The sequence below is a fragment of the Pseudoalteromonas sp. NZS37 genome, from assembly GCF_015864265.1.
Lineage (GTDB): Bacteria > Pseudomonadota > Gammaproteobacteria > Enterobacterales > Alteromonadaceae > Pseudoalteromonas > Pseudoalteromonas arctica.
Genome location: NZ_JADYXL010000011.1, coordinates 94,889 through 110,191, shown reverse-complemented (window position 1 = coordinate 110,191; position 15,303 = coordinate 94,889). Strand labels below are relative to the sequence as shown.

Sequence of the window (15,303 nt, the reverse complement as noted above, 5' to 3'; positions counted from 1 at the left end):
TATTAACGGAGGTATTACACACTATGGCAGAAGTAAATGTTGAAAAACTAGCCGGCGATATAGGTACGACTGTTGATAAATTGCTACAGCAGTTTTCACAAGCAGGTATCACTAAGCAAGCAACTGATAACGTAACTGAAGCTGAAAAAGCAACGTTACTTGATCATTTAAGCAAGCATCATGGCGGTACAGGTTCAGATGGCCCAGCGCGTATGACTTTACAACGTAAGAGCAAAAGCACTTTAAGTGTTACGGGCTCTACTGGTAAAGCAAAAGATGTTCAAGTTGAAGTTCGCAAAACACGTACTTACGTGAAGAAAAGCGCAATGGAACAAGAACAAGAGCAAGCTCGCTTAGCTGCTGAAGAAAAAGTGCGTCTTGAAGAGCAGCAAAAAGCTGACCAAGAAGCCGCAGAATTAAAAGCGAAACAAGAGGCAGAACGCAAAGCGAAAGAAGAAGCCGACCGTAAAGCCAAAGAAGAAGCTAAACGCAAAGCTGATGCAGAGCGTAAAGCGAAACAAAAGCAGATGACCCCAGAGCAAAGTGCTAAGTCTGAGAAAGATCGCATAGAAGCTGAGCGTCTGCAAAAAGAAGCAGAAGAGGCCGCATTGAAGAAAGCTGAAGAAGAAGCGAAACGTCAAGCAGAAGAAGCAAGAAAGCTAGCTGAAGAAAACTCGGCACGCTGGAAGAAAGAAGAAGAAGAACGTAAGAAACGCGAAGAAACAGCGGATCACCATCTTACGACTTCTACTTATGCACGTGAAGCAGAAGATGTTGCCGATGCTCGTGATGAGCAAGGTACACGCCGTGCTAAGAAAAAGAAAAAAGCGCCAGCAAAAGATAAATTTGCAGCGTCAAGAGGCCGTAACAAGTCTAAGTTAAAAGCACCTGCATCATTACAACATGGTTTCCAAAAACCAACTGTTGATGTTAAAAATGAAGTGCGTATTAGCGAAACAATTACAGTAGCTGAGCTTGCATCACGCATGGCCGTTAAAGGCGCTGAAGTTGTTAAAACAATGATGAAAATGGGTGACATGGTTACTATTAACCAAGTGATTGACCAAGAAGCTGCACAATTAGTTGCAGAAGAAATGGGTCACAAGGTTATCATTGTTAAAGAAAACGAATTAGAGCAAACAGTACTTAATGACCGCCACGAAGATGGTAAGTCAGAGCCACGTGCTCCAGTAGTAACTGTAATGGGTCACGTTGACCATGGTAAAACATCAACTCTTGATTACATTCGTTCTGCGAAGGTTGCTTCTGGCGAAGCCGGTGGTATTACACAGCATATTGGTGCATACCATGTTGATGTAAACGGTCACATGATCACCTTCTTAGATACACCAGGACATGCTGCATTTACTTCAATGCGTGCTCGTGGTGCTAAAGCGACTGATATCGTAATCCTAGTAGTTGCAGCAGATGATGGCGTTATGCCACAAACTAAAGAAGCAGTACAGCATGCTCGTGCAGCTGGCGTTCCTTTAATCATCGCAGTAAACAAAATGGATAAAGAAGGCGCAGATCCAGATCGTGTTAAAAACGAACTTGCTGTACTAGACGTTATTCCAGAAGAATGGGGCGGCGATACGCAGTACGTTCATATCTCAGCTAAAACTGGCTTAGGTATTGACGACCTTCTTGAAGCAGTATTGAACCAATCTGAACTTTTAGAGCTTTCTGCACCTACTGAAGGTATGGCGGCTGGTGTTGTTATTGAATCTCGTCTTGATAAAGGCCGTGGTCCAGTAGCATCAGTACTTGTTCAATCTGGTACGCTTAACCAAGGTGACATTGTATTATGTGGTCTTGAGTATGGCCGTGTTCGTGCAATGCGCGATGAAAACGGTAAAGACATTAAGTCAGCTGGTCCATCTATTCCAGTTGAGATTTTAGGTCTTTCTGGTATTCCAGCTGCAGGCGACGAAGCGACTGTAGTTAAAGATGAGCGTAAAGCACGTGAAGTTGCTTTATACCGTCAAGGTAAGTTCCGCGATGTTAAACTAGCACGTCAGCAAAAAGCTAAGCTTGAAAACATGTTTACTAACATGACTGAAGGCGATGTTTCTGAAGTTAACGTGGTACTTAAAGCAGACGTTCAAGGTTCTATCGAAGCAATCTCTGATTCACTAACTAAACTTTCTACTGATGAAGTGAAAGTGAAGATTGTTGGTTCAGGTGTTGGTGGTATTACCGAAACTGATGCAACACTAGCTGCAGCGTCTAACGCAATTGTAGTTGGCTTTAACGTTCGTGCTGATGCTTCAGCTCGTAAAGTTATCGAGACTGAAAACTTAGACCTACGTTACTACAGCGTAATCTACAGCTTGATTGACGAAGTTAAACAAGCAATGTCAGGTATGCTAGCGCCAGAGTTTAAACAAGAAATCATTGGTCTTGCTCAAGTTCGTGACGTATTCAAGTCTCCAAAAATTGGCGCAATCGCTGGTTGTATGGTTACTGAAGGTGTTATTAAACGTAGCGCTCCAATCCGTGTACTACGTGAAAACGTTGTTATCTATGAAGGTGAACTTGAGTCACTTCGTCGCTTTAAAGACGATGTTGCTGATGTTCGTAACGGCATGGAATGTGGTATCGGCGTTAAGAACTACAATGACGTACGTGTTGGTGACCAAATCGAAGTATTCGAAACAGTTGAAGTACAACGTACTCTATAATTGTTACTAGGGAGTATTGAACGCTCAGGTTAACGCCGGACGTTCTACACACCCTACGCTAAGATTTTAAATGGGGGCTTAGCCCCCATTTGCATATCCATTATTTAGTTAACTTATTATTTAATTTCAATAAGTTATTATTTTAGGACAAGTATAATGAGAGAATTTTCTCGCACTGATCGTGTTGCACAGCAAATCCAAAAAGAGATTGCTGTAATTTTACAACGCGAAATTAAAGATCCACGCTTAGGTATGGTGACAGTGTCAGCGGTAGAAGTATCGCGCGATTTATCTTATGCCAAAATTTTCATTACTGTGTTTAACACACAAGATGAAGACGCAGCAAAGCAAAGCGCAAAAGTACTTAATGAAGCAACGGGCTATATTCGCTCGTTACTTGGTAAGCGTATCCGTGCACGTATAATGCCTGAGTTAAAGTTTGTAGTTGATAACTCATTAATGGAAGGTATGCGTATTTCTAATTTAGTGGATTCTATTATCCGCGAAGATAACGCAAAGCATGTAGATGAAGACGTAGAAAGTGTTGATGCTGCTGATGTTTCAGATAGCGAAGAAGGTACTGATCACGTAGACGATACAGATAGCGAAGAAGGCACTGATACAGATGGCAAAGCGCAGTAAAGGCCGTGCAGTTGACGGTATTTTGTTGTTAAACAAACCTGAAGGCATTTCATCAAATAAAGCATTACAGCAAGCAAAAAGTGTTTATTTTGCGCAAAAAGCTGGGCACACAGGTGCTTTAGATCCACTTGCCACAGGTATGCTGCCAATTTGTTTTGGTGAAGCGACTAAGTTTACGCAGTTTTTACTCGATACAGATAAAACCTATATCGTTCGTGCACAACTGGGTGAGCGTACAACAACATCAGATTCTGATGGCGAAATTGTTAGCACTAAAGATGTGAACGTTACACGTGAACAGCTAACAAAAGAAATAGCTGCTTTTGTTGGTGAGTCTGAACAATATCCGTCAATGTACTCAGCTCTTAAGTACCAAGGTAGACCGTTATATAAGTACGCGCGCGAAGGTATTGAAGTTCCTCGTAAATGCAGAAAAATAAACGTGTTTAGCTTATCGTTTGACGAATTTGATGAACAAAGCAACGTATTACAAATGACGGCCCATGTATCTAAAGGGACCTACATTCGTACAATCGTTGATGATTTAGGCGAAAACCTAGGCTGTGGCGCACACGTTATTATGCTCCACAGAACTGCTGTTGGTCAGTATCCGGCAGATAAAATGGTCTCGCTTGATGAGATTGAAGCGTTGCTTGCTAAAGCGAAAGAAGAAGAGCTTGCGCCTTCAACTTATTTAGACTCGCTATTGCTACCAATTGATACTGCTTTAACTGATTTACCCGTTGTTGAAATTACAAAAGAACAAGGGGGAATTTTTAGTCACGGGCAAGCTGTAGAATTATCAATCGCTTTACCTGATGGTGCAATTAAAGTTGTTGCGGATAATATATTTATTGGTACTGGTGAGCGCAACTCAAACGGTCATTTAAAGGTTAAACGTGGTCTTGCTAGTCAGCAAGACGATTACGTGAAGCCTGAATAAGCAACTAATGTGCCTAACGGTGGCTTATTAGTTGTAGTTGGGGATAATTAGCTTGTAGTTATTCCTACAGTTGGTAGAATACGCCCGCTTAATCGTTTTGGCTGAATTAGTGATCGGCTAAGACACCTTTTAAATTTAATTTTTGGAGTTACTATGTCACTAAGCAATCAAGAAAAAATCGATATCATTGCTAAATTTGCACGTGCAGAAGGCGATACAGGTTCATCAGAAGTACAAGTAGCATTACTTACTTTTGACATCAACAAGCTTCAAGGTCACTTTGCTGATCACAAGCATGACTTCCACTCACGTCGTGGTCTGCTTCGTAAAGTAAGCACTCGCCGTAAACTACTTGATTACCTTAAAGGTAAAGACATCACTAGTTATACTGCGTTAATCAAAGAACTTGGCCTACGTCGCTAAGAACTAGATTATAGAAAAAGGAGCTTTTTAGCTCCTTTTTTTGTGCCTGAAATTTGTGTTTCCAAATTAAGAAAATTCTTAAACCTATTGAATTATAATATAAAACCCCCATTTCATACCCTACCAATAGCTGTTGTATTTACCCGCTAATTAGCCCAGTTTAAATCTAGTAGCTAGTGTGTGTTGATCTTTCGTGATTAATTTTGCAGCTGTATGTTTGGTCTTTAGGCAAGGCAGCGCCTATGTAGTGTGGTTATTCCCCATAAATAGGCGATAACGCAGCATAAATGCCAAACATGCGCTGCCCTGCGGGTTCATCCTAGGGGCGATTAACTCTTTGTTGCTCGATTTTTACTTAGCCCACTAGGTTACAAACCTCGCGCCGTGATTAAATCGACCCTAGATTGAACAAATTTCAATCCACAAAGAACAACACACCCTAGACTCGCATTTTGAAGCAGCTTTGGTATATACTATGCGCGTAGGTAAAAAGGTTTATCTACGCTTATTCACATCATTGCCAATTGTAGTACTTAATTGATTTCCAACTGAATACAATTATGTACTGTAATTGGTACTTTGATGACAACTTATTAGAATACATTTAAGGAATATTTTAAGTGCAAGCAATTATTAAAGAATTCAAACTAGGTCAACATACAGTGACTCTAGAAACTGGTGCAATCGCTCGTCAAGCAGACGGCGCTGTACTTGCAAGCATTGGCGACACTTCAGTTTTAGTAACTGTTGTTGGTAAGCGTGAAGCACAACCTGGCCAAGACTTTTTCCCACTAACAGTTAACTACCAAGAGCGTATGTACGCTGCTGGTCGTATCCCAGGTGGTTTCTTAAAGCGTGAAGGTCGTCCTAACGATGGCGAAACACTTATTGCACGTCTTATTGACCGTCCAATTCGTCCACTTTTCCCAAGCGGTTTTGTAAACGAAGTACAAGTTATTGCTACTGTTGTTTCTGTTAACCCTGAAATCCAACCTGATATGGTTGCGATGATTGGTACTTCAGCAGCACTTGCTATCTCTGGTATCCCGTTCAGTGGTCCAATTGGTGCATCTCGCGTTGGTTACATCAACGGCGAATATGTACTTAACCCTACATTAAAAGAGCTTGAAGAAAGCCAACTTGATTTAGTGGTAGCCGGTACTGATAAAGCGGTACTTATGGTTGAATCAGAAGCTAACGTACTTGCAGAAGACGTAATGCTTGGCGCTGTTGTATATGGTCATGAGCAATCTCAAGCGATCATCACTGCAATCGAAGAATTTAAAGCAGAAGCAGGCAAGCCTACTTGGGATTGGACTGCACCAGCTAAAAACGTTGCACTAGAAGATAAAGTTGCAGCAATTGCTGCTGATAAAGTAGGCGCAGCTTACTTAATCACTGATAAAGTAGCGCGTAAAGAAGCACTTGGCGTAGCTAAAGATGAAGTTGTTGCAGTGTTAACAGCTGAACTTGCTGAAGGCGAGTCTTTAGATAAGCAAGAAATTGGTAAAATCTTCGGCTCACTTGAGAAGAAAATCGTTCGTGGCCGTATCGCTTCTGGCGAAAAACGTATCGATGGTCGTGAACCAGATATGATTCGTGCACTAGATGTAATGACTGGCGTATTACCGCGTACTCACGGTTCTGCTATCTTTACTCGTGGCGAAACTCAAGCGTTAGTAACAGCTACACTTGGTACAGAACGTGATTCACAGTTAATCGACGATTTAACTGGTACTCATAAAAACCACTTTATGCTTAACTACAACTTCCCTCCATTCTGTGTAGGTGAAACTGGTTTTGTTGGTTCTCCTAAGCGTCGTGAAATCGGCCATGGTAACCTTGCTAAGCGTGGTATTGCTGCTGTAATGCCAACATTGACTGAATTCCCATATTCAATCCGTGTAGTATCTGAAATCACTGAATCAAACGGTTCATCTTCAATGGCTTCTGTATGTGGTACTTCACTTGCACTTATGAATGCCGGTGTACCAATTAAAGCGTCTGTTGCCGGCATTGCGATGGGTCTAGTTAAAGAAGACGATAAATTCGTTGTTCTTTCTGACATCTTAGGTGATGAAGATCACTTAGGTGACATGGACTTTAAAGTTGCTGGTACAGCTGCAGGTATCACTGCACTTCAAATGGATATCAAAATCGAAGGTATCACTCAAGAAATCATGCAAATTGCGCTTAAACAAGCAAAAGCTGCACGTTTACATATCTTAGAAGTGATGGACGAAGCAATTTCTGCTCCTTCTGAAGAGCTATCAATGTTTGCTCCTCGCATATACACAATGAAAATCCCACAGAAGAAAATCGCTGAAGTTATCGGTAAAGGTGGCGCAACTATTCGTCAGCTTACTGAAGAAACTGGTACAACGATTGAAATCGGTGACGACGGTACAATTAAAATTGCCGCTACTGATGGCGAAAGTGCAGCTAATGCAATTAGCCGTATTGAGCAATTAACAGCTGAACTTGAAGTAGGTACTATCTACGAAGGTAAAGTTGTACGTATTGTTGATTTCGGTGCGTTTGTAAACATTCTTCCTGGTAAAGATGGTCTAGTACATATTTCTCAAATTAGTACTGAGCGCGTTAATAACGTGGCTGATCACCTTTCTGAAGGTCAAGAAGTTAAAGTTAAAGTACTAGAAGTAGATCGCCAAGGCCGTGTACGTCTAAGTATTAAAGAAGCAATGGAATCAGCAGCACCTGCAGCTGACGCGCCAACTGACGCGTAATTGTTAACTTATTAATCTAGTTATATTAGCTAGATGATAAAAAAGGGGCTGTTTAGCCCCTTTTTTTATGCTTTAATGAAACCTTATTGGACAAGGTCTGTCTTATATTAATCGCGATATATCTTGGTATTAAGGATTTTAATGATACTCAAACATTTAGCTTTGGCATCTTTTGCTATTTTGTCTTTAAGCGCTTGCCAAACTACAACAGAATCAGAACCAACCCCGATTGTTAATGTGCCATTTACTGCACCTTTAGCCTCTGACTTTAGAAGTGAAATTGCTATTGCACGCTACTCAGAGTTATTGAATAGGGCTGACTTAAGCGAAGAGCAACAAGCTAAGCTTTATTACGACCGTGGTGTACTTTTCGATAGTCTAGGTATGACCACTCTTTCGCGTATTGATTTTAACCGCGCAGTAAAACTTAAGCCTGATTTAGCTGAAGTGTATAATTTTTTAGGTATTCAACATACGCTTATGCAGCAGTACGAAAAAGCCTATGAGTTTTTTGATTCAGCTCTTGAGCTTGATGAAGAGCATGAATATGCTTATTTAAATAGAGGTATAGCCCTTTATTACGGCGATAGAGCTGGCCTTGCTAAAAATGACTTTAACGAGTTTTTAGCCCGTTCTCCTAAAGATCCGTACCGTGTTTTATGGGTTTATTTAGCCCAGGCACAAGAGGATAAAGTAATCGCACTTGATGCACTTAAACAAAATGCGACTGCGCTTGATGATTCGCAATGGGCGTATCAGTTAATTTCTCTTTATACGGGCGATATGAGTGAACATGCATTTTTATCAGGCATTAGTGATGGTGTTAGAACTGAGCAAGAATATGCGCAGCGTTTATGTGAAGCTTATTTTTACCTAGCTAAAATGCATCAAGCAGCGGGTGAGCTTTATTTAGCATCAGACTATTTTAGGCTTGCGCTAGCAACCAATGTACATGAGTTTATTGAGTACAAATATGCGCGTTTAGAACTTGAGTTGATGGAAGGTGTTGACGCAAGTTAAGCGTTTTAAATTAATAGGTGTATTACTATGTTGTTTGTTAATTACAGGCTCGAGTAATCACCTTGGCGCTATTGGCTTTTGGCATGTTTTAAATACAAAAGCCAATGTTCTACAAAGTTATTGGAATTCACCAGCTTATTTTTCTGATCACCTAGAGCAGTTACCAAAGACCTCTTTAGCTATACTTGCTCGCAGTAAAATTTCCTCAGCACAATATATGTATTCTCTTAAGCTTATTAAAAGCAGTCAGAGTGATACTGCAAAACAATTTTGGCTCTCCGCTATAAATGACTTAACAATCCCAGAGCGTAAAATATTAGCAACAAAGTTACTTGAGCAATCACGTTGGAGCGATTTAGAGTTACTCGCTAGTAAAAACAAATTACCAGCAGGGGATGTACTAAATCATCTAAAACTTCAGTTAAAAATACCACAGAGTAAAATATCTACCGCGTTTATCCACGACCTCGGTTTTTCATCTTTAAGAAATATAAGCAAACCTAATAAGCAATGTATGTTTAACGTGCTGACTATGAGCGATCATCGCAGTGGCTTATATAAACTTACAGAGTTTATTAATGCTTATAATAAACAACCAGAGCCCCGTGAAAATATTTTTTGCTTTTCAAAACCAGTTTACGTTGCGGGAATGCTTGAGTGTAAAAGTAGTACTAGTCAAATAGCAAAGTGTGACTGGCAATCATCTAAACTTAATAGCCAGCTTCCTAACAATTTTGATTTTATAGTGATGATGCCTAAAGATGGAACGGCTAATGTCACGAAGGGAACAATGCTAATAAACTCAAAAGCAAAATACAATGTGTTTTTGCATGAGCTGATGCATTTTAACGGTTTTGAAGATGAATACGCTTTGCCTAAAACTAAGCAAGCATGGTTGTGTGCAAAAACAGGTTTTGTTGCACCTAATTTATTTATTTCTCATGGTGAGTCGCCGCCAACAGGTTGGCATAAAGCAAAGAGTTGCCAGGTAGGGGGTATTGCTTATAAACCTAGTGAAAATTGGTCTATTATGCAATATCAGCAGTTAGGGCTCTCAGCGCAGTATAGACAACTTTGGTTGAAACATTTAGATATGACCAATGGTAACTTTCATCGTCACCCTGGCGCGCTTACATTTGCAAATAAGGCCATATTAAATTAACAATTATCAGTATTAATTAATTGTTTTTTTAGGCTTAATAAATTGTTAGTTCTTGTTTAAAAAACACCCATACAGAACCGCTTTTTATAGACAAAATCAGTGTTTTTCAGTATAACTATAGTCATTAATGTCGTTTAAAAACAGGCAGTAAAAGCATCACTTAGTATTAAAAAGAGATGCCCTGATAAACTTATGATAATAAAAGGCCCTACATTATGACTTTGCTCTGGATACCCTTGTTATCCTTAATTGGCAGTGTTATTTCTGCATGCACAGGTAAGTTATCCCGCAATTTAAGCACTAGTTTAACGGCTCTTGCGCCTTTGACGGCTTTGGGGATTACTCTATACCATGCACCTGCCGTTTTAGCGGGCGAAACCATTCGTTATTCTTTAGCTTGGATCCCGTCAATAGGACTCGATTTGTCTCTGCGGTTAGACGGCCTCAGTTTATTGTTTATGTTTATGATTTTAGGCATAGGCTTGCTCGTTATCCTCTACACCCGTTACTACCTAAGCGCTAATGACTCAATGGCTAAGCTATATAGTTACTTAATGCTATTTATGACTGCAATGCTTGGTATTGTTATGTCTAACAACGTCATTCAACTGTGGTTGTTTTGGGAATTAACGAGCATCAGCTCATTTTTATTAATTAGTTTTTGGTGGCATAAATCAGAAGCGCGAAAAGGCGCACGTATGGCGCTTGCTGTAACAGGCGCGGGCGGCTTAGCGTTACTTGCTGGATTGATGCTATTAGGTGATATTGTTGGTAGTTACGACCTAGATGTTATTCTAGCGAGTAAAGCAATAATTCAATCTCATGATTTATACGAAGTAGCATTGGTATTGGTGCTACTGGGTGCGTTTACTAAATCGGCACAATTTCCATTTCACTTTTGGCTTCCTCATGCAATGGCAGCGCCTACGCCAGTAAGCGCGTATTTACATTCTGCGACGATGGTAAAAGCCGGTATATTTTTGTTAGCACGTTTTCATCCTGCTTTGGCAGGCACCGATACTTGGTTCTTGCTCGTTGGGTTAACGGGTTTAGCTACGCTGTTGTTTGGCGCTTATATAGCACTATTCAAACACGACTTAAAAGGCTTGTTAGCCTATTCAACAATAAGCCATTTGGGTTTAATAACGCTATTACTCGGACTTGATACTGAGCTTGCGACTGTTGCTGCTATTTTTCACATAATTAACCATGCAACGTTTAAAGCGTCGTTATTTATGGCCGTTGGTATTATTGATCACGAAACGGGCACGCGCGATATGCGTAAATTAAATGGTATGTGGCGATACTTACCATACACTGCAACGCTTGCGATGGTCGCGGCGGCTGCAATGGCAGGAGTTCCTTTACTAAATGGCTTCTTGTCTAAAGAAATGTTTTTTGCAGAAACGCTACACCAGCAAGTGCTTGGTTCTATGTCGTGGTTAATTCCAGTACTGGCAACTGTTGCAGGTGCATTAGCTGTTGCGTACTCAGCACGCTTTATTCATGACGTGTTTTTTAATGGTGAACCAATTGATTTACCTCGTACGCCGCATGAGCCACCGCGCTATATGCGTGTACCAATAGAAATACTCGTTGTGATTTGTTTGTTAGTGGGTATGTTCCCGCACTTTACAATTGATGGCATTTTATCTGCGGCGTCTTTAGCTGTACTTGGAAAAGAAATGCCAGTGTACGAATTGGCTATCTGGCATGGGTTTAACTTGCCTCTACTAATGAGTGCGATGGCGATTGCTGGCGGCTTATTTATTTATATTAATCGTAAATATCTATTTCAATTTCAAGCATCGTTACCACCTCTAAACGCTAAAAAAACGTTTGAACGTGTGATATTAAGCGTTATTGCTTGGTGTCAGTCAAAGGTAAGCAGTATCGAAAATGGATCGCTACAGCGCTACCTTGTAATTATGCTAGCGGTAGTATTGCTGTGTGCGGGTTGGCCATTATTTGAAATGCAACAACTTGCCGGAAGCATGCCACTTACCCCTGTTGATGTGCACAATGCAATTGGTGCAGGCTTATTGATTATTGGTGCTCTTGCCACCGTTATTTGGCATCGCTCTCGAATGGTATCGCTATTAATGCTCTCAATTGTAGGATTAATGGTGTCGGTTGTATTTACACGCTTTTCTGCTCCAGATTTAGCGCTTACGCAGCTAACTGTTGAGGTTGTTACTATTATTTTACTTATGCTGGCATTGTTTTTCTTGCCTCAGCATACGCCAAAAGAATCAAGTTCATTACGCGTACTTCGAGACTTAGCAATAGCCTCTACGTTAGGTGTAGTGATAGCGAGTATTTGTTATGCATTACTTACACGTCCATTAGATTCAATCTCAGACTTCTTTATTGCTAACGCTAAAATTGGTGGCGGTGGTACTAACGTAGTTAACGTTATTTTAGTCGACTTTAGGGGCTTTGATACGCTTGGTGAAATTACCGTATTAGGCATTGCCGCATTAGGTATATTTAAAGTACTTTCTCGAATCCCATTATTTATGCCAGCGAGCGACAGCGAAGGGCGCCCATGGGCACGAGAGCGCCATCCAATATTACTGGCGAGTATTTCACAAAGTTTATTACCGCTTGCGTTATTAGTTTCTGCATATATTTTCTTACGTGGGCATAACTTACCTGGTGGTGGCTTTATTGCTGGGTTAGTAACGTCAATCGCGTTTATTTTGCAATACATGGCGCATGGTACAGCATGGATAAACGAACGCTTTGATGTTAATTATCGCAAAATTATAGCCTCAGGCATTGGTATTTCTTTGTTTACAGGTGTGGGTAGTTGGTTCTTCGATAAGCCATTTTTAACAACTTGGTTTGACTACTTTGATATTCCGTTTGTCGGTAAAACAGAGCTTGCCAGCGCGATTGCATTTGACCTAGGTGTTTACTTAACTGTTGTAGGCGCTACGTTAATGATTTTAGCAAGCTTAGGTAATATGACAGCAGATACCCAGAAAAAAGAGGTAAATATTTAATGGAATTATTGTACGCATCTTGCGTTGGAGTATTGGTCAGTTGCGGTGTGTTTTTACTGCTGAGAGCTCGTACATTCCCTGTAGTACTTGGGCTTACTATGATTTCATACGCTGTTAATTTATTTTTGTTTTCAGCAGGTCGCCTTACTATTAATAAAGCGGTAGTACTTGGTACTGGCACAGAATACGCCGATCCTCTACCTCAAGCATTAGTACTAACTGCAATAGTGATTGGTTTTGCGATGACCGCATTTGTGGTTATTTTGGCAATACGTGGGCGCGCCGATTTAGGTAGTGACCATGTTGATGGTTATGTGCCTAACACCTCTGCAGATAATAAGGAGCAAAAATGATCCAACATTTAGCTTCGCTACCTATTTTATTACCTATGTTGACGGCAGTTATTTTATTGCTGCCGCCATGTGGTAAAAGCGTCAAAATTCGCCGCTTAGTTTCAATTGTAATGGCAATAGCTACTTTTGCCATTAGTGTGCTTTTACTTGTACATATTAATAATACAGGTATTAATGTTTACGCTATTGGTAGTTGGTCTGCACCATTTGGGATAGTCTTAGTCGCTGACATGTTATCTACCTTATTGGTTACGTTAACTTCACTTTTAGGTTTGGGCGCTATTTTATATGGTAGTGCTGGCGATGATGAAAAGGGCAGCTTTTATCATCCACTTGTCCACTTTTTAATATTGGGTGTAAATGGCGCGTTTTTAACTGGCGATTTATTTAACCTATTTGTTTTTTTTGAAGTGTTACTGATTGCATCATATGCACTGTTAATGCACGCAGGTGATAAACAAAACACTCGTGCGGCACTGCAATATGTAATATTAAATTTAGTTGGCTCAAGCGTATTTTTAATCGGTTTGGGTATTTTGTACGGTGTACTTGGTACGCTTAATATTGCAGATATGGCGCAAAAAGTATCACAGCTTTCGGGCGATGATGTATACCTAGCAAAAGCAGGTGGTTTATTACTATTAATTGTATTTGCTTTAAAGGCCGCACTATTACCTCTGCATTTATGGCTTCCAAATACGTATTCAAGCGCTAAACCTGTAGTTGCAGCATTGTTTGCGATTATGACCAAAGTAGGCGTTTACGCCATGCTTCGTGTTTACACGGTGATATTTGGCGAACAAGCAGGAGCGCTTGAACATATGGCGCAGCCTTGGCTTTGGGGCTTAGCAATTGCCACCATTATAGTGGGTGCCATTGGCGTTATGGCAGCGCAAGACTTACGTAAACTCACCTCTAACTTAGTATTAGTATCGGTAGGTACGTTGGTTGCGCTAATTGCATTGCAAAATGTAAATGCCACTGCTGCACTTTTATATTATTTAGTGCATTCAACAGTTGTTAGTGCCGCACTGTTTTTACTAGCAGACCTTGTTTCTACGCAGCGCGGTAAAGTTGGTGATAGGCTAGTAGCGGGTCGCTCTGTTAAACAACCATTTTTATTAGGTGTGTGCTTTATTGTTGCGGCTTTAACTGTAGTTGGTATGCCGCCACTATCAGGCTTTGTAGGTAAAATTTGGATACTTAAAGCCACATTAAATAGTGAGCAAGCTTTACTATTTTGGCCTGTATATTTAGTAACAAGCTTCGCGTTGTTGGTAGCGCTTTCGCGTGCTGGCACGACCTTGTTTTGGGAGCATAAAAGTAAAAATAGCGAAAACGCAGATTGTGCAAATGCACACCCGTTGCAGGTAATTGTAATTATAGGTTTACTTGCGTGTTCGCCATTGCTCGTTATTTTTGGCGGACCAATAAGTGAATACATGCTAGGTGCTGCTACTCAGTTACATGATATAAGCGGCGGTATTAATGCTGTACTTAAAGGAGGCATGTGATGAGATTACAAGCCCGTTTTCGTTGGTTACCAACGCCATTTCGTAGCTTATTTTTGTTTATGGTTTGGCTATTGTTAAATAATAGCGTGTCGGTAGGGCACTTAGTATTAGCGACTATTTTTGCAATACTTATCCCGATATTAAGTTTTTCGCTTCGCGAGCCTCAGCCACTAATTTTAAAGCCGGGCTTGGCTCTTAAGCAGTTGCTTATTGTGCTGTACGATATTGTCGTAGCAAATTTACAAGTGGCTTTACTTATACTTGGGCCATCTAAAAATTTGCGTCCGGCATTTATAAAAGTACCGATAGATTTAACTCATGATATGCCAATTACCATATTGGCCAGTAGTGTATCGCTTACACCCGGTACAGTGAGTGCAGAGGTTTACCCAATTGCTGAATCGTTACCTGAGGGTGAAGAGCCAACACAACGCTACTTATTAATACATGTGCTTGACCTTAAAGATGAAGAAGCACTTATCAAACAAATAAAACAACGCTACGAAGCTCCACTAAAGGAGATATTTCAATGTTAGACACCGTATTACTCATTGTTTTTTCGATGATTGGCTTATCATTATTGCTTAATTTATGGCGATTGATCATTGGTCCATCAGTGCCTGATCGTGTTTTAGCGCTCGATACAATGTACATTAACGTCATTGCACTGATTATTTTATATAGCATTAGTATGGATACAGGGCTTTATTTTGAAGCTGCACTGCTTATTGCCATGCTAGGTTTCATAAGTACAGTTGCAGTGTGTAAGTATTTACTACGTGGCGATATAATTGAATAAGGTGAAAA

The 15,303-nt window shown here is 40.5% G+C and carries 12 protein-coding genes; all 12 read left to right on the top strand.

The features are described from left to right. Positions 1-23: 23 nt before the first annotated feature. Positions 24-2,684: a translation initiation factor IF-2 gene (infB, locus tag I6F47_RS17720; RefSeq protein ID WP_007585504.1), complete on the top strand. Its 2,661-nt coding sequence runs from the start codon at positions 24-26 to the stop codon at positions 2,682-2,684. Positions 2,685-2,840: 156 nt separating this feature from the next. Beyond that, positions 2,841-3,326, top strand: a complete 486-nt coding sequence (rbfA, locus tag I6F47_RS17715) for a 30S ribosome-binding factor RbfA (RefSeq protein ID WP_007585506.1) — start codon at positions 2,841-2,843, stop codon at positions 3,324-3,326. After that, complete coding sequence (truB, locus tag I6F47_RS17710; protein ID WP_007585508.1) at positions 3,310-4,269, top strand: tRNA pseudouridine(55) synthase TruB; 960 nt, start codon at positions 3,310-3,312, stop codon at positions 4,267-4,269. The genes rbfA and truB overlap by 17 nt, the downstream gene beginning before the upstream one ends. 153 nt (positions 4,270-4,422) lie before the next feature. Continuing rightward, entirely contained in the window at positions 4,423-4,692 is a 270-nt protein-coding gene (gene rpsO, locus I6F47_RS17705) for a 30S ribosomal protein S15 (protein WP_007585509.1), read from the top strand. Between the two features lie 620 nt (positions 4,693-5,312). Next, the gene (gene pnp, locus I6F47_RS17700) at positions 5,313-7,439 is read left to right on the top strand and encodes a polyribonucleotide nucleotidyltransferase (protein WP_007585511.1); all 2,127 of its coding nucleotides are present in this window, start codon (positions 5,313-5,315) and stop codon (positions 7,437-7,439) included. A 141-nt stretch (positions 7,440-7,580) separates the two neighbouring features. Further along, positions 7,581-8,459 carry a lipoprotein NlpI gene (gene nlpI / locus I6F47_RS17695; RefSeq protein WP_165721380.1) on the top strand — a complete coding sequence of 293 codons (879 nt, stop codon included), beginning with the start codon at positions 7,581-7,583 and terminating at the stop codon, positions 8,457-8,459. Continuing rightward, positions 8,446-9,621, top strand: coding sequence for a hypothetical protein (locus I6F47_RS17690; protein ID WP_197184279.1), 1,176 nt, complete (start codon positions 8,446-8,448; stop codon positions 9,619-9,621). Before nlpI ends, I6F47_RS17690 begins: the two co-directional genes overlap by 14 nt. Before the next feature lie 215 nt (positions 9,622-9,836). Next, on the top strand, positions 9,837-12,629 hold the full coding sequence (locus I6F47_RS17685; RefSeq protein WP_033012429.1) for a monovalent cation/H+ antiporter subunit A: 2,793 nt from the start codon (positions 9,837-9,839) through the stop codon (positions 12,627-12,629). After that, positions 12,629-12,982, top strand: a complete 354-nt coding sequence (locus I6F47_RS17680; protein WP_010554685.1) for a Na+/H+ antiporter subunit C — start codon at positions 12,629-12,631, stop codon at positions 12,980-12,982. Before I6F47_RS17685 ends, I6F47_RS17680 begins: the two co-directional genes overlap by 1 nt. Then, on the top strand, positions 12,979-14,496 hold the full coding sequence (locus tag I6F47_RS17675; RefSeq protein ID WP_007585521.1) for a monovalent cation/H+ antiporter subunit D: 1,518 nt from the start codon (positions 12,979-12,981) through the stop codon (positions 14,494-14,496). The genes I6F47_RS17680 and I6F47_RS17675 overlap by 4 nt, the downstream gene beginning before the upstream one ends. Then, positions 14,496-15,032 (top strand): Na+/H+ antiporter subunit E, encoded by a 537-nt coding sequence (locus tag I6F47_RS17670; protein ID WP_007585523.1) that lies wholly within the window; start codon positions 14,496-14,498, stop codon positions 15,030-15,032. The genes I6F47_RS17675 and I6F47_RS17670 overlap by 1 nt, the downstream gene beginning before the upstream one ends. Next, entirely contained in the window at positions 15,026-15,295 is a 270-nt protein-coding gene (locus I6F47_RS17665) for a K+/H+ antiporter subunit F (RefSeq protein WP_007378493.1), read from the top strand. Before I6F47_RS17670 ends, I6F47_RS17665 begins: the two co-directional genes overlap by 7 nt. The last annotated feature ends 8 nt before the right edge of the window (positions 15,296-15,303 follow it).